The sequence below is a fragment of the Candidatus Roizmanbacteria bacterium genome (assembly GCA_016699265.1).
Taxonomy (GTDB): domain Bacteria; phylum Patescibacteriota; class Microgenomatia; order UBA1406; family GWC2-37-13; genus CAZLQR01.
In genome coordinates this window covers 458,096-479,744 of the sequence record CP064967.1, presented here as the reverse complement: position 1 = coordinate 479,744, position 21,649 = coordinate 458,096, and the positions used below count along the sequence as shown (strand labels likewise).

General features: G+C 40.0%; 25 protein-coding genes, 2 tRNA genes and 2 pseudogenes. 20 read left to right on the top strand and 9 right to left on the bottom strand.

From position 1 onward, the window contains the following. Window positions 1-204 precede the first annotated feature (204 nt). Window positions 205-666: a prepilin-type N-terminal cleavage/methylation domain-containing protein gene (locus IPH70_02810; GenBank protein ID QQR63421.1), complete on the bottom strand. Its 462-nt coding sequence runs from the start codon at window positions 664-666 to the stop codon at window positions 205-207. Window positions 667-764: 98 nt separating this feature from the next. Between IPH70_02810 and IPH70_02805 the strand changes: the two genes are divergently transcribed. From IPH70_02805 to IPH70_02770, 8 genes and pseudogenes are all read left to right on the top strand, one after another. Continuing rightward, window positions 765-968 carry a hypothetical protein gene (locus tag IPH70_02805; GenBank protein QQR63420.1) on the top strand — a complete coding sequence of 68 codons (204 nt, stop codon included), beginning with the start codon at window positions 765-767 and terminating at the stop codon, window positions 966-968. A gap of 89 nt (window positions 969-1,057) precedes the next feature. After that, on the top strand, window positions 1,058-1,468 hold the full coding sequence (locus tag IPH70_02800) for a hypothetical protein (protein QQR63419.1): 411 nt from the start codon (window positions 1,058-1,060) through the stop codon (window positions 1,466-1,468). 107 nt (window positions 1,469-1,575) lie between these two features. After that, entirely contained in the window at window positions 1,576-2,142 is a 567-nt protein-coding gene (locus IPH70_02795; GenBank protein ID QQR63418.1) for a hypothetical protein, read from the top strand. A 52-nt stretch (window positions 2,143-2,194) separates the two neighbouring features. Continuing rightward, window positions 2,195-2,917, top strand: a complete 723-nt coding sequence (locus tag IPH70_02790) for a hypothetical protein (protein ID QQR63417.1) — start codon at window positions 2,195-2,197, stop codon at window positions 2,915-2,917. A gap of 39 nt (window positions 2,918-2,956) precedes the next feature. Further along, complete coding sequence (locus tag IPH70_02785; protein ID QQR63416.1) at window positions 2,957-3,466, top strand: GNAT family N-acetyltransferase; 510 nt, start codon at window positions 2,957-2,959, stop codon at window positions 3,464-3,466. A gap of 17 nt (window positions 3,467-3,483) precedes the next feature. Continuing rightward, window positions 3,484-5,274: pseudogene (glmS, locus tag IPH70_02780) on the top strand (glutamine--fructose-6-phosphate transaminase (isomerizing)). Between the two features lie 51 nt (window positions 5,275-5,325). Next, complete coding sequence (locus IPH70_02775) at window positions 5,326-5,589, top strand: YvcK family protein (GenBank protein ID QQR64417.1); 264 nt, start codon at window positions 5,326-5,328, stop codon at window positions 5,587-5,589. Next, window positions 5,565-6,293 (top strand): YvcK family protein, encoded by a 729-nt coding sequence (locus tag IPH70_02770; protein QQR63415.1) that lies wholly within the window; start codon window positions 5,565-5,567, stop codon window positions 6,291-6,293. Before IPH70_02775 ends, IPH70_02770 begins: the two co-directional genes overlap by 25 nt. On the opposite strand, the gene IPH70_02765 is transcribed toward IPH70_02770, so the two are convergent. Then, entirely contained in the window at window positions 6,271-6,804 is a 534-nt protein-coding gene (locus tag IPH70_02765; GenBank protein ID QQR63414.1) for a hypothetical protein, read from the bottom strand. The two genes, IPH70_02770 and IPH70_02765, sit on opposite strands and share 23 nt — an antisense overlap. 30 nt (window positions 6,805-6,834) lie before the next feature. Beyond that, entirely contained in the window at window positions 6,835-7,749 is a 915-nt protein-coding gene (locus tag IPH70_02760; protein ID QQR63413.1) for a class I SAM-dependent methyltransferase, read from the bottom strand. A 250-nt stretch (window positions 7,750-7,999) separates the two neighbouring features. Between IPH70_02760 and IPH70_02755 the strand changes: the two genes are divergently transcribed. The 7 genes from IPH70_02755 (at window position 8,000) to IPH70_02725 (ending at window position 15,396) form a co-directional block, all read left to right on the top strand. Beyond that, a complete protein-coding gene (locus tag IPH70_02755) occupies window positions 8,000-8,692 on the top strand; it encodes a class I SAM-dependent methyltransferase (GenBank protein ID QQR63412.1) in 693 nt (230 codons plus the stop codon). Beyond that, on the top strand, window positions 8,689-9,444 hold the full coding sequence (locus IPH70_02750; GenBank protein ID QQR63411.1) for a glycosyltransferase family 2 protein: 756 nt from the start codon (window positions 8,689-8,691) through the stop codon (window positions 9,442-9,444). The genes IPH70_02755 and IPH70_02750 overlap by 4 nt, the downstream gene beginning before the upstream one ends. Beyond that, on the top strand, window positions 9,441-11,372 hold the full coding sequence (locus IPH70_02745) for a polysaccharide biosynthesis C-terminal domain-containing protein (GenBank protein ID QQR63410.1): 1,932 nt from the start codon (window positions 9,441-9,443) through the stop codon (window positions 11,370-11,372). The genes IPH70_02750 and IPH70_02745 overlap by 4 nt, the downstream gene beginning before the upstream one ends. After that, a complete protein-coding gene (locus tag IPH70_02740; GenBank protein ID QQR63409.1) occupies window positions 11,356-12,354 on the top strand; it encodes a glycosyltransferase in 999 nt (332 codons plus the stop codon). Before IPH70_02745 ends, IPH70_02740 begins: the two co-directional genes overlap by 17 nt. A 2-nt stretch (window positions 12,355-12,356) precedes the next feature. Next, complete coding sequence (locus IPH70_02735; protein QQR63408.1) at window positions 12,357-13,391, top strand: glycosyltransferase family 4 protein; 1,035 nt, start codon at window positions 12,357-12,359, stop codon at window positions 13,389-13,391. Between the two features lie 33 nt (window positions 13,392-13,424). Further along, window positions 13,425-14,159 carry a glycosyltransferase family 2 protein gene (locus IPH70_02730; GenBank protein ID QQR63407.1) on the top strand — a complete coding sequence of 245 codons (735 nt, stop codon included), beginning with the start codon at window positions 13,425-13,427 and terminating at the stop codon, window positions 14,157-14,159. Between the two features lie 115 nt (window positions 14,160-14,274). Beyond that, on the top strand, window positions 14,275-15,396 hold the full coding sequence (locus IPH70_02725; protein QQR63406.1) for an O-antigen ligase family protein: 1,122 nt from the start codon (window positions 14,275-14,277) through the stop codon (window positions 15,394-15,396). Here IPH70_02725 and IPH70_02720 read toward each other — a convergent pair. Both IPH70_02720 and IPH70_02715 read right to left on the bottom strand, forming a co-directional pair. Further along, window positions 15,374-16,084: a hypothetical protein gene (locus IPH70_02720; protein ID QQR64390.1), complete on the bottom strand. Its 711-nt coding sequence runs from the start codon at window positions 16,082-16,084 to the stop codon at window positions 15,374-15,376. The genes IPH70_02725 and IPH70_02720 overlap by 23 nt on opposite strands. A 1-nt stretch (window position 16,085) precedes the next feature. After that, window positions 16,086-16,156: transfer RNA gene (locus IPH70_02715), tRNA-Thr, on the bottom strand. 203 nt (window positions 16,157-16,359) lie between these two features. Between IPH70_02715 and IPH70_02710 the strand changes: the two genes are divergently transcribed. The 3 genes from IPH70_02710 (at window position 16,360) to IPH70_02700 (ending at window position 18,979) form a co-directional block, all read left to right on the top strand. Then, a complete protein-coding gene (locus tag IPH70_02710; GenBank protein QQR64389.1) occupies window positions 16,360-17,145 on the top strand; it encodes a hypothetical protein in 786 nt (261 codons plus the stop codon). Beyond that, window positions 17,142-17,672 carry a hypothetical protein gene (locus IPH70_02705; protein ID QQR64388.1) on the top strand — a complete coding sequence of 177 codons (531 nt, stop codon included), beginning with the start codon at window positions 17,142-17,144 and terminating at the stop codon, window positions 17,670-17,672. Before IPH70_02710 ends, IPH70_02705 begins: the two co-directional genes overlap by 4 nt. Window positions 17,673-18,112: 440 nt before the next feature. Beyond that, entirely contained in the window at window positions 18,113-18,979 is an 867-nt protein-coding gene (locus tag IPH70_02700; protein ID QQR64387.1) for a hypothetical protein, read from the top strand. Between the two features lie 59 nt (window positions 18,980-19,038). On the opposite strand, the gene IPH70_02695 is transcribed toward IPH70_02700, so the two are convergent. After that, window positions 19,039-19,109, bottom strand: a tRNA-Gly gene (locus IPH70_02695). A gap of 50 nt (window positions 19,110-19,159) precedes the next feature. On the opposite strand from IPH70_02695, the gene IPH70_02690 reads away from it, so the two are divergent. Next, window positions 19,160-20,188, top strand: a complete 1,029-nt coding sequence (locus tag IPH70_02690; GenBank protein ID QQR64386.1) for a hypothetical protein — start codon at window positions 19,160-19,162, stop codon at window positions 20,186-20,188. 26 nt (window positions 20,189-20,214) lie between these two features. On the opposite strand, the gene IPH70_02685 is transcribed toward IPH70_02690, so the two are convergent. The 3 genes and pseudogenes from IPH70_02685 to IPH70_02675 all read right to left on the bottom strand — a co-directional run bounded on the left by IPH70_02685 (window position 20,215) and on the right by IPH70_02675 (window position 20,856). Further along, entirely contained in the window at window positions 20,215-20,322 is a 108-nt protein-coding gene (locus IPH70_02685) for a LysM peptidoglycan-binding domain-containing protein (GenBank protein QQR64385.1), read from the bottom strand. A 138-nt stretch (window positions 20,323-20,460) separates the two neighbouring features. Continuing rightward, a pseudogene (locus IPH70_02680) lies at window positions 20,461-20,598 on the bottom strand (LysM peptidoglycan-binding domain-containing protein). A gap of 21 nt (window positions 20,599-20,619) precedes the next feature. Then, the gene (locus IPH70_02675; protein ID QQR64384.1) at window positions 20,620-20,856 is read right to left on the bottom strand and encodes a hypothetical protein; all 237 of its coding nucleotides are present in this window, start codon (window positions 20,854-20,856) and stop codon (window positions 20,620-20,622) included. A 75-nt stretch (window positions 20,857-20,931) separates the two neighbouring features. On the opposite strand from IPH70_02675, the gene IPH70_02670 reads away from it, so the two are divergent. Then, window positions 20,932-21,486: a LemA family protein gene (locus IPH70_02670; protein ID QQR64383.1), complete on the top strand. Its 555-nt coding sequence runs from the start codon at window positions 20,932-20,934 to the stop codon at window positions 21,484-21,486. The last annotated feature ends 163 nt before the right edge of the window (window positions 21,487-21,649 follow it).

Here is a 21,649-nt window from a genome sequence, read left to right as displayed (position 1 = left end):
GTTAGTAGAATGTCTTCTTTATTGAAATAGAGTCTTAAATTTGAGCTAAAAAGGTTCTAACGTTATACACTCGACTGGAGCTAAATAGCTGAGTTTTGGTAATGAGTAAAGGCGTGAGCAATCCTGTTAAAATAATCCTGCCAAGTGTTCCATTCTGGAATCCCTAGGCTCACATCGTTCAAAGCATATAGGCGACATCACTCACTATCTAGTTGCTGTAATAACCGCACCTCCAAGCTCTGTTGCGGGGGCAGTTACCATGAGGCGGCCACTCGCATCAAGAGCGACCTCATAGTTTGTGGTGTAAGCGCCGGCACAACTAGAAATAGCTGTTCCGTTATTTGTACCTGGATCTACAGGAAGGGCAGATAGGTAATTTGGTACCAACAGACCGCAGATATCGGCTCCTGTATTGCTTACTGTCTTGTTCGTTGTAGTTATTGTGGCGGGAAGTCTTCCCGAATTTTCGGCAGAGTATTGTCCGAGCGCATCGAGAAGAGCAGTAACGTCACTTTGCCTTTTGGTGTTATTTGCACGGGAGAACTGTCTTCCTGGATTTATAGCAACTATCGTAATCGCAACTAATACTCCAAAGATGCCTATTGCCACCAATAACTCTACAAGAGTAAAACCTGCTTTTTGTGAAGCTTTCCTCATAACTATCATAACTTTAGTGTAGATAATATTTTAACAATTGTCATTGAATAAGATTTCTAAACAAATATGTGTATAGTTTAGAGCCTATTATAAGGTATAATTAAGCTATGAGTATAGAACGGTCCCCAATAGCAAAACCCATAACTATCACTTTCCCGGACTCAGCAGATCCACATTCCGTGCTACTTAGTAGCAGCACAGTAGCTGTAATAAGCGGGAAAATTATACGAGTTGATCATAACGGAGCAGTGGAAATTATATCTCCCCATCGCGCTATTGCGAAGTACCCAAATCTTACGAGAAATAAGTAATGTTGAACTAAAAATCGAAATCTCGTTACGAACTTTTCAGAAATATTCTTATATAGAAATTCTAGATGTAGTATGTTATACTATAAGCTATGACAATTGAACGGAGACGTCAAATTAGGGTCCATTCGGGTATCGAGCGCGACTGGACGGTTCCCATACCATTTACAAAACGAAAAATTGAGGAGGGAAAAGTACTTGCTTTCCGAGAGGAAAGTCCAGCTGTAGCCAGTTTTTTTGGTGAAACGATAGATGTAGGAACAACTACCCATTTTTATGAAGTTGTTGTTCTAGACCCAGAATCACTTGGTATCAAAAAAACCGAGACACTCACTCCTACTGTTGCATTCCTAGATACTATGGAAGATCTAAGTACTGAAGGGTTAAAACCTAGGCAAGTTGTTGACTTGAGTGGAGTGATTGCAGGGCATAAAATTAACGGTATAGCTTTTCCTACAAATCGTCGATTACAGACAGTATTTCGTTATAAACCTAGCAAATAACTGTATTGATTTAGAGCCTATTTTCTGGTATACTATAAGTACTTCTTAAACCTTCACTTTTTACCATTTTAGGTAAGCAGATAGGAGTAATTTCAAGAAGCATATTTATGGGACAAAAAGAAGTAGGTAGAACGTACTTTCCTGGTGATGCAGAGAGAATATTTCTCATCAGTCACCCAGTGCATGTTGGGCTCGTAGTGCCTAAGGTAAAGAATCCACTAATCGCTGAGACCTTCGCACTATTGAATGAGGGTGATGGTCAACGACCTATTGACTTTGCCGTTTTGTACCCCCACTCTGATTTATATACTAAGCAAGTTGGAGTTCTAGTTGATAGTTCTCCGAAATCGGTAGTTGACGACTTTATAACTCACACATTTCATAAAAGAGGAAAAGAAAGTGGAAGGCTTGGTTTGCAAGACTTGGAAGGACTTCTTGGTATTGTTCTTATCGTTTCACCCTCTGACCGTGAAATAGTCAGAAACGGTTTGGTTAAAGGACTTTCATCTGATTTAAGCACTCTTAAAGGTCTTATAACGGTAATTGAGTTAGGTCCCAGAGATCAAAATGATGCTAGTGAAACCGAAGAATTACCATATAAACACGTCTTTATTACTGATCCACGCAAGGTAGAAGAACTGATTGATAATATGGCAGGGGTAATAGTTGCATGATGTAATCACCTAGTAAAGAACCCAATAGACGATCTAATTGCTATACTTTCTTATGGAACATAGAAATGTTGTGCTTATTAAAGCCGATATAAAAAAAAGTATTACGGTCGCCAAACCAAGTCGATTAGAGTTTCAACATGACAGACCAGACTCACTCGGCAGAGGAGAAGAGGGGCAGGTTGGACACGTCCGAGCATCAATTAGAGAACGATCTGTTGGAGGACTAGCGTTTAAGGAATATCACAGTGAAGGTAGAGCGGCGCACGCACTTAAATCTTACGTACAACTTAAAAAGGCAGGTCTTCCGGTTCCGAGCACTTTCCGCCTTGTCAAGGAAGGAGAAAGGTACTCTGGAATTCTCATGACAGACTTGACGAAAGATTGGAATGATGTCCTCATTACATCTAATCAGACAAAGAGATTTGTTATCGGTAACGTTTTTCGTAATAACTCGTCCACGGTGAAATCACTTGCGGAGTACGATATCGAAAACCCAGAAAGATTACAGGATTTGAAAGCCAGACTCTCAGTAATTGCAATTACTGCTGCCAAGCACGGGATTGAGTTTAATGCTCACGATGTATTATCTGCCATCTATCATGCAGATGGAAATCTTGAGTTCATTATTTCCGATATGGGTAATGTACATCTTAATAGTGAGTTACCTTTACAAGATCTTGAGAGTCGAAATACATCCTCAGCTAACGGAATTCTTTTAATGATTAGTGAGGCTAAAGCAATCGCTAAGGAGATGACAAACCAAGTTACTAGGTAGAATTGCATATCTACGAACCTCCATTTAGTACAATATGGTGTGGAGAATATAGAAGACTATTTAATTACGGACACACTGAACGACTCTCAAATCGACACTCTGATTCGATACTCGAACACAGATCCTGTTCTTGCAAAATGGACCTCAGATCGTAAGCGATTTAGTACACAGAAATCAACAAAAAATTGGCTTCAGTTGAATCCTGAATATATTGTTCTCACGGATATTCATGAGGAGCTTCTCGGGATTGCATGGCTTCAGACAAAATCTATTCCGGCAGATTTTATCCTCAAACTCGATTCAGAGAGCGAAAAGAAATTTACAAAGACTTGCGCAATTAGACTCTACAGTACTGCACGAGGTAAAGGACTTGGTGTTTGGTTTTATACTCAGTTATTCGATCGTTTTGAATCGCAGTATGTATGGGCAAAGGTCTCTGCCGATAATATTACCTCAATACAACTTCATGAGAAACTGGGATTCAAACAGACCTCTCAACCTGACGACCTCAACAAGATTATTCTCGTGCGTGATTCCCACAATAATTAAGTACAATTGATACCTATATGTGCGGAATTTTTGGCTACGTTGGTCACGAGCAAAACACAGCCCAGATGATTCTTGATGGACTCAAGACGCTCGAGTATAGAGGCTACGACTCCTGGGGGATAAGCATTAAACATGATAAGAAAATAACTTCGGAAAAGCACATTGGAAAGATCGGAGACGCAACCATATCCCTTTCAGCAAGCTCACTTGGAATTGGCCATACCCGTTGGGCAACTCATGGCGGAGTAACTGTAGCAAATGCGCATCCCCACACCAATAAAGCAAGAACGATAGCTGTGGTTCATAACGGAATCATCGAAAACTTCATTGAGATTAAAAAGAATCTCATAAAGCATGGTTATGATTTTGTTTCTGATACAGATTCTGAGGTCATTCCTCACCTTATCGATTTTGAACTCAGGAATGGGCAGGGATTTGCGACCTCAGTACGGAATGCCTTCAATCAACTCAAAGGACTGAATGCGATCGTGGTTATGTACACTCTTTCGAAGGAGATCGTATGCGTAAAGAATGGCTCACCACTTGTAATCGGAAAGAGTCTGTCTGCCGGTAGGCAGGGTAAAAAAGAATTCTATGTCGCTTCCGATGCAGTTGGTATCTTCAAATATACTAGAGATCTGTACTTTCTTGATGATAATGAAATGGCAATTCTTTCTGAATCGGAAATGCATGTTATTGAGTTACCTTCCGGAAAAAAGAAAAAATTTGAGTTTCAGAAGATTACATGGAAGGTAGAGTCGGCATCCTTAGGTAAATATCCCCACTTTCTCATTAAAGAGATTCATGAGCAACCCCAAGTAATCCTCAATATCGCGACAATGTACGGAAAACAGGTAGCGGCTCTAGCAAGCAAAATCAAGAAAGCCAAAGGAACCTTCTTCATTGGATGTGGCACAGCTTCATACGCTGCGCTAGCAGGAACATATCTCTTTTCTCGAATTGCAAAAAGCCATGTAAATAATGCAATTGGGTCGGAATTCGGATATTTAGAGGACTATCTCACAAAGGACTCACTCATCGTTCCAATAACTCAAAGCGGTGAGACGATCGATGTTGTGCAACCTGTCCAACATGCTAAAAAACGAGGAGCTCAGACTGCAGTGGTCACCAATGTACTTGGGTCAACCCTCTACCGTATCACCGACTTTCGTTTATTGCTTGGAGCGGGTCCCGAGAAAGCGGTAATATCGACCAAGGCATTCACTGCGATGATCTCTGTTCTCCTTTACACCGCATCTACGCTTGCCGGTAAAGCAGAGGAGGGAAGAAGATCTCTTGAGAAAACAGCTCTGGGTATTAAGAAGTTATTGTTACCTGCATACATATCGAAGATAAAGAAACTCGCAAAGAATCTATCAAAAAAAGAGCATATGTATGTTCTCGGAAGAGGTTTGTCTTACCCTGCAGCTCTGGAGTTCGCCCTGAAGTTAAAAGAAACTAGCTACCTTCATGCTGAGGGATTCGCTGGTGGCGAGCTGAAACACGGTGTAATCGCCCTCGTGGAGAAAGGGGACGCCGGTCTTTGTTCTGCCCCTTGATGAAACCTATGATGAGATCATCTCAAATGCTCAGGAAGTAAGCGCACGTGGTGGCTATATCATCGGTTTGAGCCCAAAACCTCATCCGGTTTTTTGACTTTTACTTTAATGTCGATGATGCAGGCGACTCGACCTTAATTTTAGAGATTGTTGTTTCGCAACTACTCGCTTACTACACTGCTCTCGCAAAAAGGCTTGAAGGATCCAGATAAACCAAGGAACTTAGCAAAATCAGTTACGGTAAAATAGAGATGAAAAAGAAAACATTGTTGTTTTAGGAGGAGGGACCGGAAGTTTGTAATTCTCAAAGGACTTACACGATATCCAGTACATCTCACTGCGATCGTTTCGATGAGTGATTCGGGAGGGAGCAATAAGCGTATCAGAGATGAGTTTGGATTGCTGCCAACTTCGGATATTCGTTCCTGTCTTGTTGCGCTCGCAGCAGAAGACGGAGAATCGGAACTGATGCGCAAACTCTTCATGTATCGTTTTGAAAAGGGAGAAGGAATTTCTGGAATGACCTTTGAAATCTCTTTATGGCAGCTCTTTCTGACATCCTAGGATCTCAAAAAGATGCAATTGCCAAAACAGGGCAGATCTTACGAATTAATGGAACCGTGGTTCCGGTGACCTATACGAATACACATCTCTTTGCTGAATACGAGAATGGACTCATTCTCAATGAGGAGCATTTCATTGATGAGCCGAAGCATGACGGGACACTCAAAATTAATAAATTATATTTAGAACCGAACGGAGTAGCTAATCCTGACGCACTACAAGCAATAAAGGAAGCTGACTATATTCTCATAGGGCCAGGAGATTTATATACAAGTATTCTCCCGAACGTTCTCGTACAAGGGATTGCAGAAGCGATCAAAAACTCCTCAGCTAAAAAGATCTATACGCTGAACTTAATGACCAAGTACGGTCAGACCTACGGTTTCTCAGCACAGGACCATTTACGGGTTCTTGAGAAGTATTTACTACATGCTCCCATAGATTATGTAATCGTGAACGATGGGCTCCTTCCCGCAGAAGTTCTCAAGCTCTATGAAGAGCAGCATGAGTTTCCGGTGAAGAACGATCTCGAGGACAGTGAAAATCTCAAGGTTATTCGGGAGGACTTTTTAGGATCCGAACAGAGCACTCAATCGAAGAGTGATGCCCTAAAACGAAGTCTCATTCGTCATAATCCAGAAAAACTTGCTCGTGCAATTATGAAGATCGTTGAGCCTTCACCTAATCAAGTGGTCGGGGAGTAATTCCACCAAGATTCTTCGGTTTCTTCTCTGTCTTAATGATTCCTTTCTGAACCAGAACTGCGTATGTTGTCCAAACGACGAGTACGGCAGCTGCCGTTAGAAAAATAAGAGTTCCAAGTAGATCTTTATCACCTGCGTTATTTACATCCAAAGTTGCGCTTCCTAAGGTTTGTCCGTTTGAGAGACCTCCTTGGTTTGGAGTATCCTTATCCTCAACAAGACCATCACTACCAAATCCACCCGACTGTTGAGTGGTTGCTGATTGTTTTTTCGTAGGCAAGGTCACTTGTTTAGATATTACTGCGGGTACTGGTGTACTTGTTGGGCTTGATGGTTCTGTCGTGCTTGTTGGTACAGGAGTTGCGGTAGGTTCAGAAGTTGGTGTTAGAGTTGGAGTTGGGGTGATGGAGTCAGTAACAGTTGGCGTAAGGGAGTCGGCGGGAGTGGTTTCTTGTGCAATTGCAGATAACGGAAAAAAGAGAAGCCACAAAATTAACAGAAAGTTTAGCATTTCATCATTATAGCAACCGATGCCTCGACTTCAATTCATTTTTTGAATATATATCTGAAGTATGCTTCCCCTATTTCCAATGTTCAAGAGGGGAGTAAGTGCTGGGGCCACTACCCTATCAAAAAATGGAAGATCGGAGACCGTATCGTTATTCTTCGTATTTGTTTTCTGAGTGCTTCCAATGGTTGAAACATGGTTGTGAAACAGCTTTGATTTCGATGATCTCAAAATACCTACGAAATGCTCAGGATAACTGTAGGTGGAATAACTTGCTTTCAAAGGTAGGTCTAAGGAATTAAGTAATGTTTTGAAAGATCTAGAAGAAAACAAATTAAGATGATCTGGTGGAGTGAGAAATGTGTAGTTGGATTTTTCTGCATCGGAGAGGAAGCTATCGATATTAGGAGTTTCGACATAGAGGACACCATTTAGCTTGAGTAACTGATATAAAGTGGAAAGAGTAATGGCCGGATTTTCCACATGTTCAACCACATGTATTAATGAAATGAAATCAAAGAGTTTATTATTCCTTTTTACAAATTCATTTAGATCTGTGTGAATTATCTTATCTCCCAGCCTAGTTTTTGCTTGCCGATATAGATTACGCGCAGGTTCTATCCCAACCGCCTTCAGTTGATTTCTGAGTCCCATCTCCACGAAGGTGCCATAACCTGCTCCCACATCAAGGAGAGTCTTACCTTGAGGGTTGAGCCGCCTCATATTCTTCAGGATGGTATCGGCTTGTTTTTCGAATCTATTTCTTGCGGTAGCATTTACTCGAAACTCATAATCTCCCGAGTACAGATCTAGAAGCGATGATGAAGAGGGTATCGGAAAAAGGAATACATGATTACATTTTATGCAGTGACGATATGAATAGTTATCTCTCTTTGCATAGTTTCTCGTTGTGACACTTTGGCAAATCGGACATCGTGTAATTTTCATTCCGAAAGTTTATCGGTTGCTCAGGTTGAGTCCATTGACTATAATCTACAAAAATTTAATATCGGGTTATATTAGCAACATATTTATGAATCAATGCATACTTTGTAAACGTTCTGATTTGATACACCTGGCGTGGGTAAAGAAGACTTTAATCTATGAATGTCCTCGTTGTCAGCTCGGAATCAGCTCTAAACTAATAACCACGAAAAAGATACTTTATGGTACTTCGCGGTTTTACTCACCTGTTGCAGTGCGTAAAAATATTGATAATTATGTAGAAAAGTTTGAACGAGTAATAGAGAGAATGAGTATGTTTGTGAGCGAAGGAAATATTCTCGACGTTGGAGGTGGTTTCGGTCTTTTTTCAGATCTTATTTCCCGTGAGAAACATCTGAAGGTTACGATGATAGAGCCACACTTGAAACCATTTTTCCTGGAAGGGAATAAGCGAGTTACTTGGGTAAAGAAACAGTTCATGAACTTTAGGGGAAGAAGAGGTACGTACTCAGCAATTACTTTCTTGGATGTGCTTGAACACTTTAAAGATCCTTTGGAGGTTCTACAGAAGACTCGAATTCTCTTGAAGGAAAAGGGGTATGTTGTAGTACTCCTACCAAACTATCAAAGCACTATGCGACTCCTCTCAAATAACTGGCCTTGGTGGATGCTAGAGGATCACTACTTTCATTTCTCAAGGCAATCACTGAAGAAAATCTTTGACATTTCAGGTTTCCGTTTGGTGTACCTAGAATCCTTTGAAAATAGAAATGATTTCTGGCTTAGTCTACAAGGCAACTATAAATGGATACAAAATATATATTTTCGAAAACTGCTAAAAATATTAACGATACCTGCTCTATTTATTGGATATCTCATTCTTAGACCTCTGTTATGGAGGTTGTATAATGGTGGATTACTTCTAGCAATTGCACAAAAAAAGTGAAACATAGATTAAGCGTTATCATGGTGACGCGCAATGCGGACGAGCTCCTTTTTCAGTCCATAAAAAGTGTCAAAGACATTGCCGATGAGATAGTTGTGGTGGATGCGGGTTCGACCGACCGCACTTTATCGATTCTCAAATCTTTCAATATAAATCCCATCGCAACTCGATTAAATCACCTCGGAAAAAATAAATCGAAAGCCTTGTCTCGAGCCACAGGAGATCTGGTTCTGGCACTTGACTCGGATGAAATTGTTTCTCCTTCATTAATTCGTACCATTAAAAGTCTAAAAAGACGAAAGATTCTTGCAGATGGTTACATCATTCCATTCCGGAATCATTTCCTTGGTAGACGACTGCGCTATGGCGGTGAAAATTATCGTATGCTACGACTTGCGAAACGTCGTAAAGTTAACATAAAAAACGTGTCGGTACATGAGTCGCTTGTTTTAAACTCAAAACACTTCGTAAATCTTGGTTCGCCTATAATGCACTACTCGTATCGGACGCTACATCAGATGTATGGAAAATTCACCACGTATGCACTTAACGAAGCAACTGAGAGGTATAAGAAAGGAGAGCAATCCTCATTTAAGAAGGTGACTTTTTACCCTGTACATATGTTTTGGGCAAGATTAATTCAGGATAAAGGTTATAAAGATGGATTTTTTAGGTTACCGCTAGATCTCGGTTTTGCCTATATGGAGTTTCTAACTTACTCGTCCTTAGCAATTAAGAACCTGAAGAAATGAAAATTGCGTTGATTATTGTTGCGATACCTGAGTCCAGTAAACTAGCGCAAAAACTCGCTCGCCTTATTGCTAAAAAACGATTAGGGAAACTTTCTACGCATATTGTAGTAAACAGGAAGGGTACCGAAGGCTATTCGCACGGTGTAAACAAAGGGCTTAATTTAGCAAAACTTGATAATCCCGACCTCTACATTGTGGCAAATCCTGATTTGGTGAATGTTAGGCTGAGTAAGAAATTAATATCCCAAGCAGTGAAACATTTTGATCTTTGGGGATATGCTTTCAAACAAGATGGAGATATATTTTATGGCGGTGAGATTGATCGGAACAGATTAACTGCAGGATTGTCTCGTGATAAAAAGGGAAATTTTTCAAAAACTGATTTCGTATCAGGGTCTTTAATGCTTTTCACAAGAAAGACATTTAAAAAGCTTGGTTTCTGGTCCGAGCAATACCATATGTATTATGAAGATGTTGACTATTCTCAACGAGCGATAAATGCTGGACTCAGGGTTGGAGTAGTTAGCTCGGTTATCTATGAACATCTCGAGATGTCAAAAGCGAATGTCGATAAAGATGGGCAGTTAATGGCAAGTTGGATACGGTTTTTTATAAAAAACGCAGAACTGAGGAATTGGCTATACGAATTGATTCGCTTACCAAAGACGCTTTATGAGCACTATCCCCTTATCTTTCATCAACTTAAGAGAAGGCCGTTTGTATACAATTTTATGACACTTAACTTCTCGTCACTTGCAATAAAGATTCTTAACTTCATCTTATTTCTTTTCTTAGTACGATTTTTCACCGCCAATCAGTTTGGTCTCTACAACTTAGTATGGGCACAAATTGGACTATTCATGCCACTGGCAGATATGGGGACAACCAACTATGAAATCTTTCATCTCAAAAAAGGTAGTACCACTGAGTTCTCAAAATTATTTTCAGTTCGGCTGGTACTAAGCATCTTCATTGCAATAGTTACGCTGATCTACACCTACGGTGTATTTAGACAACCAGAACTATTACTCCTTACAGCACTTAGCACTCCGGTTGTCCTCGCAAATGCAGTTTCGGGAAGTTTCCTCATATATACCACGCTAATTGCGCGAACATATCTTGCCTCATTGTACTCACTGTTCTTCAACACATTCCTTATCGCTGTTCTAATAGGTCTGATGGTTGGCCGATTTGGAATGCGCTCTCTCTTCCTAGCAGAGGGGATACTGTTTGGTCTCTATGGACTATATCTCTGGCTTAAAACAAAACAGATGATGCGTCTGAAGATAGGAATACCTAAGATGAGCTACCTAAAAAATATCACAAGGAAATCATATATGTATATTCTTCTCAGTTTTTTTGCAGGGCTATACTTCAAAGTTGATCTTCTCATTCTTCAGTATTTTAAGGGAGTACATGAGGTTGGCGTATATGCTTCAGGTTATAAATTTTTCGAGGCACTTATTTTCGTTGGGTCAAGCTATACCATTGCCGCAACTCCAATATACAAACAACACCTTGAAGAAGACAGACCGGCAGTTAAAAAAAAGATTATACGAGACTCAACGCTCTTGTTCATTTTAGGTATGGGCATCGCCATTTTTTCTTGGTTCAGCGCTCCTATTATTCTCCCTTTTGCCTTAGGTAAGGAATTTGTACAGGGAATCTGGGCCTTCAGAGTAGTAATCTTCGCACTCCCATTTCTGTTGGTATCGGCAGTTTGCATGAACGTACTCTATCTTCTTAAGAAGGTAAAGTGGGTAGTAGCAATTTTTCTTTTCCAGATTTTCGTCAACATAGTTGGAAATGTTATTTTTGTTCCTTTGTTTTCATATCATGCAAGTGCGATAATTACTGTACTGTGTGAAATGTTGAACACAGCTATTACGATTCCGCTCGTCATAAAAGCTTATGAAAATATCGGTTGATGCAGGAGCTCTCTGTGGGGCACATAAATTTGGCACTTATGTTGTAACGCATAACATACTGGAAGCCCTCGGACGATTCGATCAGAGCAATTTATATACGGGATATTTGTATAAGAAAACTTCTCATCTTCCAGTGTTTGATAACCTAAAGTTTAAAGTACTTCGACCTTCGTTTGCATGGATGTCGGTTCGGGTAAGCATCGAAGAGATGATGCATTCAAAAAATATCTACTTAGGCCTGAGCCAGGCCATTCCTTGGTTCAGTAAGGCGAAAATTGTTTCATTCATGCATGGTCTTTCATTTCATTATCACAAAGAACTATACCCCGATTCGTATGAGGCGCTAAAAGATCAGGTGTTGTTCGCAACGTCACGAGCAAGCAACATCATCGTTTCATCAATAAAAGTTCAGCATGAACTAAGCGAACAGTTTGGCTTCCAGACTTCAGTAGTTCTTCCGTTTGGAGTGCCGTTTGACATGATTGAGTTAGAAAAGATGACTACGTCTAGTAGGCCATACTTCCTGTTTGTGGGAATGGATCACCCGGTAAAGAACATTGAGTATCTTGTTCAGGCATTTACTATTTTTAAAGAGCAAAAGGCATATGAAGACTTCGAGCTCATTCTTGTAGGAAATCATGAGAGATATGTCGATCCAAAGTTAAGGATTCGATCGGTAAGGGCAGATCGTGCAAAGCTTCGAGAATTATATCGAAACTCCACTGCGTATCTCACAGCTTCTTTATACGAAAGCTATAACCTTCCTGTGCTTGAAGCGCTATCACAGAACTGCAAGGTCATTGGCAAAACCTCCGCGATCATTCCTGAGTTTAAGAGTTTTGTAAATATTGCCGATAAGATCGAAGATTTTGTAGATAACATGAAAAATGCGTCAACAGCAAAGAAGATTGGTAATCGAGATAAAGTATTAGACATATTCCGTTGGGACAAGTATGTTACAAGACTATCAAGCTTTTATTAACCATGAAAGTCGCCTTGGTAAGGGGAGCATATCTTAATAATTTTGAAGGACAGAATTATTCAGAGCTATCAAATACAGTACAGGTTACCGGCATAGCATCGAAAAAGCCTATTCATTCAGAATTTTCATTTCCGGTTGATAAGCTCCTATCTCTTACTGATTTCGGATTTCCGAGTTGGATCGCAAACAGAACTATCGGTGACAAGCACTATCTATTTGGTCTCGAGAAGGCGGTTAAAGGCTTCGATATTGTACATACGGCCGACCCACATTATTACTACACCTATCAACTTGCGATGTTAAGAAAGCAGGGAAAGATCAAGAAGTTAATTGCAACCAGCTGGGACACAATTCCATTTAATAACGAATCGGTTGAAGCTAAAAAACGAATTAAGTATTTCAGCATGAAGTATATCGATCATTTTATCTGTTATACAAACCGCGCAAAGAAGTGCTTAAAAGCCGAGGGAGTAAATCCAAATAAAATTACAGTTATCCCTCTTGGGGTAGACCTCAACAAATTTAAACCAACTCCTAAAGTAAATTCTAGATCGAAAAGTGGAAAACTACGAATACTTTTTACGGGACGCGATGTAGTTGAGAAAGGACTTTCAGATTTGAGAACTTCGATTAATCAATTAATCGAAGAGGGAGATGTTGAGTTGTTGGTTGCAGGAAATGTACAGTATGATCGAATGCCTGAGGTGTATCGACTGGCTGATATTTTTGTCATCCCATCCAAGACGACAAAAACATGGGAGGAACAGTACGGGATGAGTTTAGTAGAGGCAATGGCATCAGGATTACCCATCGTTGCATATTCCTCTGGATCCATCCCAGAAATCCTAGGATCGGTAGGAATACTAGTGCCAGAAGGTAGTACGAGAGCGCTCAAGAAAGAATTAACTAATCTCGTAGCCTCATCTTCAAAAAGACTACGGCTTGGTAATGTTGCTCGGAAACGCGCAGAGAACGTATACGACTCGGCAGCTTTTGGTCGAAGGATCAAATCATTTTACGTCTCTGTCCTGAAATAAGTAAATGGCAAGCAATTTGGGTATACTTTAGATATGAAACTTTCAGCAATCGTTCTTTCAAAAGGAGAAGAATCAACACAAAAAGCTATCGATTCTGTGCAGTTTGCAGATGAAGTCATTTTGGTTGTGGACCCATCTGCTACATTGAAAGTACAAACAGCAAAAAAGGTTACACTCGTTAAACATGAACTAGCCGGTGATTTTTCACAACAACGAAACTTCGGTTCAACACTTGCCTCTGGAGCATGGCTTCTATTTCTTGACAGCGATGAAATCGTCACCAAAGAGTTAGCCGAAGAAATCTCAAAGACGATCTCCGACGACCATGCCAAAACCGCGTACTACATAAAACGTCACGACTATTTCTGGAGTAAAGAAATAAAATATGGAGAAACAGCAAAGGCACGTTCGATTGGATTTATAAGGCTTTTGAAAAAAAACTCAGGTACATGGAAAGGAACTGTTCATGAACAGTTCATTACGAACGAGCCTACCGGAATCTTAAAAGGCGTTGTAAATCACTATCCGCATCCAACTATCTCTGATTTTCTCAATTCTATTAACGAGTACTCTACGCTGAGAGCAAAGGAGTTGAAAATTAATAATATTCGATTTTCGCTAATAAAGATGATCGTCTATCCTTTTGGAAAATTTATCTATACCTATTTTGTGAGAGGAGGAATATTAGACGGTGCTGCAGGGTTCGTGTACTCATTTATGATGAGCTTCCACTCGTTTCTTGTGAGGGCTAAGCTTTTAAATCTATGACTCTACTACGCGACCAGAATATGTCCATAGGTACGAGGAGTACCCTACAGAAAAAAGAGTTTGTAGGAAATAGGTCGAAGCTTGCTTGCGGCATTAATTTTACAGGCGAAGTCCTATGATATTGTTGAGTCTGTCAGTTATTTGTTTTTTGCTTGGTCAGGTAGGGCGACTTTCATTCAACCAACAAGAAATAAATCTTTATCTATACGAAATTCCGTATTTTGCGTGGGTGGCTTACCAGCTTTTTATCAAGCGGTATATTTATAGACTAAGAAAGGAAACTACAACGCTAGTAGGAATACTACTTGTCACATTTCTTCTTGGAATAGCTAGGGTCCAAGCCTTTCCTAATTTTGTCAGTTTTCTCTACTTGGTTAGATTGGTGGGATACTTGTTGGGTTTTGACATAATCACAGATTGTGTTAAAAATGGTTTTATTTCCAAAAAGTTAGTTCAGATATCTATTTTTTTACTCGGATTCTTCGGGATGATTCAGTACTTTCTTTATGGTAATCTACGAAATCTACAGTACCTTGGTTGGGATCCACATCAAAGTAGAGTATTCGGTCAATTTTTCGACACCTCTGTTGCCGGTGCGGTGTACGGACTCATACTGATATATTTGGTGATTAGAAAAAATTTATTCAGTTCGTTGGTTAAGAACTTTATCTATCCCTCTGCATACCTCATCTTGGGACTTTTTACCTACTCTCGAGGATACCTCGTCTCGATTGCGAGCGCTGTAGTTGTGCAGACTCTGATTATCAAAAAAAACCTAAAGCTTTTGGGCTTTGCTGTAAGTGTATTGATTGGATTTATAGTTCTGGCCCCTAAACCGTTTGGTGAGGGAGTGAAATTGCTCAGAACGTCTACTGTAGAGTCGCGCCTTACTGACTACCAAACAGGACTCAAACTTTTCCTAAAAAATCAGTTTATTGGGATCGGCTATAACCGCATCAGATACTTTAAGCCAAGTGATTCTGTGCTAAATCGTGGCCTAAGTCATGCAGGAGCATCGTTTCACTCGTCATATCTCATCGTTGCTGTCACAAGTGGCGTAGTCGGATTGGGAGCATTTTTGTACTGGTTTTGGTTGACTGGAAGAATGAGCGATTTCGCTTTGGTATCAGGAGTATTTATCTCGGTTTATTCACTGTTTGATAATATTATTCTTCATCCCTTCGTACTGTTCCTTTGGCCGATACTTATAGGACTTACTTCTCGTAAGAAACGGTGATTTCTTTTTCTTCGGAATTACCAGCTGTGTCATTAACCGTAATCTTTATCTTATTTTCTCCCTCCTTTAGCCGTACGAAGGACTGAAAATTTCCATTTGAGTCAACCGTAGATAAAAGTCCCTGAATTCTAACGGTCACATCCTCGCCCGAATTAGTTTTTCCGGAAACCTTAATCTCGTCACGTGGAGTTTTAGATCCATCGGTTGGTTCCGAGATTTCGATTATTGGTTTAGTAGTTATATATAAAAACGAAACAGTATCTGTTTTTTTTGTTTCACTGGTTTTATTGTTTGCTCCAATTGCATACAGACTATTATTTCCTTGATCGTAATTACTAAGAATGGTGGAAAACTTACCATCAGAATCAACCCTAATTTTTTTAGTAAGTTTTCCATTAAGGTAGAATTTTATTTCATCCAAATTGTCAGCCACTCCAGAGACCGTGAGTCCTGCGCTGTTTGTCGCGGCTGGAATTTCATCAAACTGAACACTGTAGAACTTAGGAGCTGTTCCGAAGTCGTACTCACTCTTCCCTCCACCAAACAGGTTTCCTACATAGACAGAGCTATTAATAAGAAACGAGAAACCAGACGTAAGAACAAACCATCCCGCAACCACCCCAATAACAACCAAAACAATGGTTTGCTGTTTAGATCTCTTTGATTTGATTCTATCTAGTCTTGTCATGAGCCCTTTGTCAGAATCGAACTGACGTTAACGGTTTACGATACCGCTGTTCTGCCACTGAACTAAAAGGGCATTGCTCTTAGTTATCAGTTTTCAGATGTCAGGTGTCAGTTATTAATTTAAATCTGACTATTGATTACTGCCTACTGAAAGCACAATGTAGATATTATACTCGATTTAAAACTAAGGTATATCGTTCGATAAAAATGAATGAAATATATGGTGTCCAAAAATTAAATCAAGCCTATAGTGCGACATATTTGATATAATGGAGCATGATCGAAGCATATTTTGGTGCAGGTAAACGAGTGGGAGAGATGCTATCTAGAGGTATACCATTTGCCGATGATCGTCAGAGAAATAGGGAAATTGGTATAAAGGAGAAATGGTCTCAACCAGGTCGTTTGTGGCGAGGTACATGGGCCACGCATGATAGCGGTCTTAATGATTATAGCGACACATTTAGCGACGTATTAAAGACTTCACTAAGTCTTCATTTGAAGGCTTCGGTAGAAAATAATCCAAATGCAAGTATTCTTGATATTGCCGCGGCGGAAACGGCTGTACGAGAGGCTACCGATCTTGGGTTTAAGTACGGGCTTGCGGTCTCGCTGGGATTTGGGTTGGGCAGTCTTCCTCCTGCAGAAGCTTCGGTTATAGAGATTGTTAACGGAGATATTGTCGAACAATCAACTTGGCAAACAATAGATGAACATATGCGTGCAAATGCAGTGCCAACTTTTGATGTGATTCTGTCAAGGCCCCTCCGAGGCTTGCACCACTTTACTAATTCAGTCGCAATGCATTTTGAGCTACTTCAACGAGCATGGAGGATTTTAAGTCCTCAAAACGGGCAATTGTTATTTCAGATACCACATATGACTTTTGGCATAGGAGTAGACTACTTAGAAAAACTAAACGCAACTTCTGGTATAACGGTTGCAATCGGATCGAGTTTTCAGAACATATACGGAGTGTCTGTACATTTACAAAGAAATCCAGAAGCACCAAAACTTCTCCCTACCCCAAAAATGTTAGGTATTTCATTGCATAAATTATGAAAGCCGAAAGACCTACCAAACCGCAGTTTCTTGATCCTCGTATCTTGACTCACGTGAGGAAGCATAATAAGTTTATTGGAAAACGTGAGAGAGAAGATGGGATAGATGATTTTAATAATTGGACAATACGTCATTCATCACTAGAAGATTATGGGACAACATTCAATTCAATTTTAGCACCAGAAAACCTTGACAATCTTTTATCTATAATTGCCTCGAGACCTAATAAAACCACAATATTAGACCTAATGGCAAGCGACGCAGCTGTTTTACAATCTGTGCGTGACTATGGCATCAATTTTGGTCTTGCAGTATCTCTAGGATACAGACCTAGAAAAAATAGTGGCCCTTATCGAGAGTTTTGTAGTAATTTAAATGGTGATTTAACAATAAAGAAAACATGGTCAAAAATTCGAAAAGTAGCGGAAAGTAAAGGATTTGAATATTTTGACATCATAATTTGTCGTCCCGAAGGAGGGATACTGGATTCTAGACTGACAACCTCAACTCTCTTTTTCATGCTTTAAGAGTCTTGGAGGTTGCTCAGTTATGACGATGGAGTATTCTTATTTCAAATTCCTCAATGTCAATATTTTGAGGCTGAAAAGTATTTTTCTAAGCTTAAACAAAAAGGTTTTAGCATCGATTGGTCAGAGTCTGTAAATGGTTTTATGACCCATGCCGTTGTTCTTAGTAAGAGAAAAGAATCCCCATCCGTATTACCATCTCCTCTCATGTTGGGAATGAAATAAACATATGTTAAAAGTACACCGGTCAGATAGGAATCCACAAACACAACTATTTTTGGGGAAATCAACTCTCCTAGATAACAAAAATGTGCTCGAGGTTTTTCGTCTAAAAGTGAACGTTGGATTTCGGTCTGGTTTATATATAGCAGTGCGATTCAAAAATGATCTTAAGAAATTAAATAATAGTAAAATTAATATTTCACTTTTTAACTAAAATTATGAGCGGAGAAAGATATTTTTCAAATCGAAGTCTCACACGTCATCTAAGTCCAGCAGAGCTCCCTGATATGAGAATTCAAGCAACGAGGGAAAAATGGTCCGCCCCTTCTAAAGGGAGAAGAGCGGGTTGGGGAATTCATGGCAGTTCGATCTCTGAGTATGGTAGAACATTTCAATCTGTAAATAACTCTGCAATGTTAGGGGTATTTTTACATGAACGTGCGAAAAAAAAAGGCTACACAAGCATAATCGACTTAATGGCAACAGAGTCTGTAGTTGGTGAAGCAGCTTCACTTGGATATGACAAAGGAGTTGCAGTATCTTTAGGTTTTCCTCACGATCCCAAATGGGATCAAAAACTTGGTCCGGGAGTGATTCATACCATTAATGGAAACATTGCATCTGTGGAATGTTGGACTCAAATCAGAGGTAAGCAGGTTGAAATAGCCTCTACAGGATTTGATGTTGTGATATCTCGTCCAGAAGGAGGTCTGAATCCTGATTATATTCCTTCAGATCCAATTCTATACTATTTAATGTTGCAGAATATGTGGCAGATTACCGCTTTGGGAGGAGTCATGTTATTTCAGGTACCTTATAGGCTTGCTGAAGTCTCACATGAATATTTTAAACAACTTATCGGATCGGGTATTGATGTAAAACTTCCTCCTTTATCAAATAAACCCAACACATCGAATCCATTTCGAGTAAGAGGATTCTTTGGATTTCCGGTACGAATTGAAAAAGCAATTAATGCGCCTACAAGACTTCCTCGTCCCGAGAGTGAGCAAAAAATTCGACCGGATCTCAGGCCATACCTAAACTTAGTAGGTATTGGTAAGGTACCTCGCTCCGATTTACTTTGACAAACTGAGCGGGATACCATCTTTCGCCAAGGCTTCAGATGGCAAAGCGGGAACCGATGAGCGAGGTACGAGAATCGGACTCGTGGCTCCTGCTTGGGAAGCAGGCGTATTACCACTATACTAACCTCGCATAAAGGTTCATTATATCAGGCTACTTTTTCGTATATACTTCTATCGAATATGCAAAAGAGTAACAAGGAAATAGTGGAACTGCTCAGGAAAGTGGTTGTCGTCTATAAAATTGAGAAAAAAGAGTTGTTTAGAACAGCTGCCTATGAGAATGCAGCTGATGCGATCGAACTCCTCGACAAAGAGCTATTTGAGATCTGGAAGAGGGGAGAGTTGAGCTCAGTAGAGGGGCTCGGGGAGACAATTAGGGGTCACATCATTGAGCTCTTTGAGAAAGGGAGTTCAGAATTCATTGATCGTCAGTTGAGTAAGGTTCCCGAAACGGTATTTATCCTCACCAGAGTACCTAAAGTAGGCCCTATAAAGGCGTTTAAGCTCGTCAATGCGTTTAATTTAATGGATACTAATACAGTTATTAAAAAGCTAAAATATCTCTGTGAAAAGCATAAAATATCCGAACTACCAGGCTTCGGTGCACAGTCAGAGAAGGTACTTACCGAATCATTGAAGCAGTTTGAAGCAGCGGATAAATCGCCAGATAGGATTCCTTATGACTATGCCAAAACAGTCGCAGATGATCTAGTGAAGTATCTTCAGCGCTTCAAAGGAGTTGAGCAGGTGGACATATTAGGATCCTTACGGCGCAAAGCACAAACGATAGGAGATATTGACATAGCAGTTGTTGCGCAGGAAAAAGATGCGATGGAAATTGTGAAACATTTCGTTTCCTACCCTAAAAAAATTTCCGTAGATAACGCTGGAGACTCTAAAGCATCAATCATTCTTCCTCCCAAGCTGAGAATAGACCTCAGAGTACACCCAAGAACTGCGTACGGCGCCCTCCTGCAGTACTTTACAGGAAGTAAGGCACATAATATCAAGTTAAGAGAGTATGCGCTAGGAAAAGGATATTCCCTAAACGAGTATGGTCTTAAAAACATGCGTAATCTAAACGAACCGATTAAGACTTTCGACACCGAGGAGAAGCTTTATAACTTTCTTGGTCTCAGATATATCGAACCTGAAGAACGTACCGGAGGAGATGAGGTAGAACGAGCGATAATTAGAACTAAGAACTAAGAACTAAGAACTAAGAACTAATGTCATTACTTTATATTTAGCGTGTTTCCTGCATAGATTAAGTCAGGATTCTCAATAGTTGGGTTAGCTCTCCATAGTTCGGTCCATCGGTAAGGATTGCCGTAGACCTTCATAGAAATTGACCAAAGTGAGTCCCCTGTTACGATTTTATAGCTAGATGATTTAGTTTTATCTACCTGCGTGGTTTCTTGAACTGTTGTGTAACCTCCTCCTGCGATCTCGCCGCGAGTTGGATTCTTTGACTCTAGAGCTGGAAGTGAAATAACGGCTCCTTCGTTGAGCTCATCTGCATTCTGAATATTATTTAGCTTGGCTAGGTCAAATGCATTATAGCCCGATCCGTACGCTTCTTCGGCAATGCTCCAAAGAGTGTCACCTTTTAACTGTATAGGATTTAGGTGTCGTTTGTTCTACCTCATTCGTCTTACCTCCAAAAGCTTAGTTATTGACTGCGGAATTTTAAGCGTTGATAGTTCTTGGTTTTGAAAGAAGAGAGATCCGACAAGAATAGCTAGAACAAAGACCGTAAGCCCGAGTAAGAAATTGGGAAACCGATCATTAACTCTGTTAAGAAGTTGTGTTAGATTGTATTTTGGAAGGGTCTTTGGACCGCTAGTTGGCTTTGATTTCTGCTTAGCTTGTGACATATCGGCAAACTATAGCATATTTGCAAATCCTGTCAAGAGAATCTATAATGATTCTATGAAGGCAGGTGATAACACATGAATACAACGTACATAATAGTAGGAGCTATTGTTTTACTCGCAGTTTACGTAATTGGGAGCTATAACTCTTTTGTAGTTTTAGTTGCGCGACTCAAGGAAGCACTATCGGGAATAGATGTTCAACTTAAAAGAAGAGCAGACCTCATTCCAAATCTTGTTGAAACAGTCAAAGGATATGCCAAACATGAAAAATCCGTATTTGAGAATGTAACGAAGGCCCGATCTGCTTTAGTCAAAGCTGACAGCCTTGCAGATAAAGCTCAGGCAGACAACATGCTTACCTCTGCTCTGAAATCGGTATTTGCGGTAGCAGAAGCTTATCCACAATTACAAGCAAGTGAGAACTTTAAGGATCTCCAGAGACAGCTCGAAGACACTGAAGACAAGGTAGCATACTCACGACAGTTTTATAACAGCAACGCACTTGATCTAAACACGAAGGTTAAGACGTTCCCAACGAATGTAATTGCTAACATCTTTAGTTTTAAGGAGGTTGAGTTTTTTCAGGCTACGGCCGAGGAAAGAAAGAGCGTGAAGGTTAACTTTGCCTAATTTCTAATTGCTAATTTCTAAGTGCTCTAAACAAACCACAATATGACATGTATTGTGTGGTATTTGAGTATGGGTATTAACTGAGAATAATTAGATTAATTAGAGTACTTAGATTAATTAGTACGTTTTACTTGTATGACTATTTATTCTCAGATTCTTAACA